This window comes from Henriciella sp. (assembly GCF_049649345.1).
Taxonomy (GTDB): Bacteria; Pseudomonadota; Alphaproteobacteria; order Caulobacterales; family Hyphomonadaceae; genus Henriciella.
Genome location: NZ_JBARZC010000524.1, coordinates 1 through 1,626, shown reverse-complemented (window position 1 = coordinate 1,626; position 1,626 = coordinate 1). Strand labels below are relative to the sequence as shown.

The window sequence follows — 1,626 nt, the reverse complement described above, 5'->3', positions numbered from 1 at the left end:
GCCTGTCGAACTGCTCTGGCTGGGTCGGCTTCTGATCTGCGATCTCCTGGATGGCTTCATCCTTGAGGATCCGCCGGCGCGGTCGGTCCAGCGCCTGAGACTGGCGTTCGCGCCATTCAGCAACAGCGGCGAACACGGCAAGATAATCCTTGTGCGTCTTGCGGAATTTGAGCCGCTGCCAGGCGTTTTTTGGGTCTGTGTCGTAGAGCGCAGGTGCTGACATATCGGCCATTTCGGCCGCCACCCACTCCATCCGGCCGAGCGCTTCCAGCTCGTCGCGCATCTGAATGTAAGCGTCGCGCAAATGGGTCACGTCGCCGAGGGCGTATTTGAGCTGCTTGTCCGACAGGGGGCGCCGTTTCCAGTCTGTGAACTGGCTCGACTTGTCGATCTGGCGGCGCAATGTGCGCTGGATCAGATTGTCATAGGAAATCGAGTCGCCGAGACCCAGCGCCATGGCCGCAATCTGGGTATCGAAGATGGGCGAGGGCGGTGTGCCGATCAGCTTGTTGAAGATTTCCATGTCCTGGCGGGCAGCATGAAACACCTTCACCTTGGACGTGTCCGCCATCAGTTCGAGGAAGGGCTGGAGGTCGATTCCCTTCGCCATCGGGTCGATAAGGCCTTCGACGCCCGGTGCTGACGCCTGGATAAGGCAAAGCTCTGGCCAATAGGTGGTTTCGCGGTGAAACTCCGTATCGACACAGATAAAATCGCTTTTTGACAGGGAATCGCAGAACTTTTGCAGTTCTTCCTGTTCAGTAATGGGTTTCAGTATCTTGTCAGTCATCGCGCTGACGCGTATCGCATCCGCATCACAAAGGCGAGGGGCTGCTTTCTCAAAAGCATCATCCCTCTGACAAAATCCTCGGAGCGAGAGAATGCACGCATACCGCTCGCACACTTGCGGCGAACTTACGAAGTCACATGTCGGTGAGACAGTGAAGCTTTCCGGCTGGCTGCACCGCCGGCGCGACCATGGCGGAGTGATCTTCATTGACCTTCGCGATCACTATGGGCTGACCCAGTGCGTCTTCAATCCGGGCTCTCCCGGCTTTGAGACGGTTGAGCGGCTGCGCGCTGAAAGTGTCGTCACAGTCGATGGCAAGGTGGTGGCCCGTGAGGACTCGCTCGTCAATCCGAACCTCGCCACAGGCGAGATCGAAGTTGTTGCCGGCGAGGTCACCGTTCAGTCGGCCGCCGCCGAGCTTCCGCTGCCTGTCTTCGGCGAGCCTGAGTATCCCGAAGAAGTACGTCTCAAATACCGCTTTCTCGACCTTCGCCGCGAGACCCTTCACGAGCGCATCATGACGCGGACGAAAGTCATCGCATCCATGCGCAACCGGATGCAGGACAAGGGCTTCACAGAATTCCAGACACCGATCCTGACGGCCTCTTCGCCGGAAGGCGCGCGCGACTTCCTCGTGCCATCGCGCCTGCACCCGGGCGAGTTCTACGCCCTGCCGCAGGCCCCGCAGCAGTACAAGCAGCTGCTCATGGTGTCGGGCTTCGACAGATACTTCCAGATTGCGCCCTGCTTCCGCGATGAGGACCCGCGGGCCGACCGGTTCTACGGCGAGTTCTATCAGCTCGACCTCGAAATGAGCTTCGTCACGCAGGATGATC

At 59.3% G+C, this 1,626-nt stretch carries 2 protein-coding genes; one reads left to right on the top strand and one right to left on the bottom strand.

The window, feature by feature from the left end; translation table 11 throughout:
* The coding region (rnd, locus tag WA989_RS14450; RefSeq protein WP_424341185.1) for a ribonuclease D at positions 1–790 on the bottom strand (790 nt) is incomplete at its 3' end.
* A 91-nt stretch (positions 791–881) separates the two neighbouring features.
* Here rnd and WA989_RS14445 point away from each other — a divergent pair.
* Positions 882–1,626, top strand: a 745-nt coding sequence (locus WA989_RS14445) for an amino acid--tRNA ligase-related protein (protein ID WP_424341184.1), incomplete at its 3' end; no start/stop codon positions are given.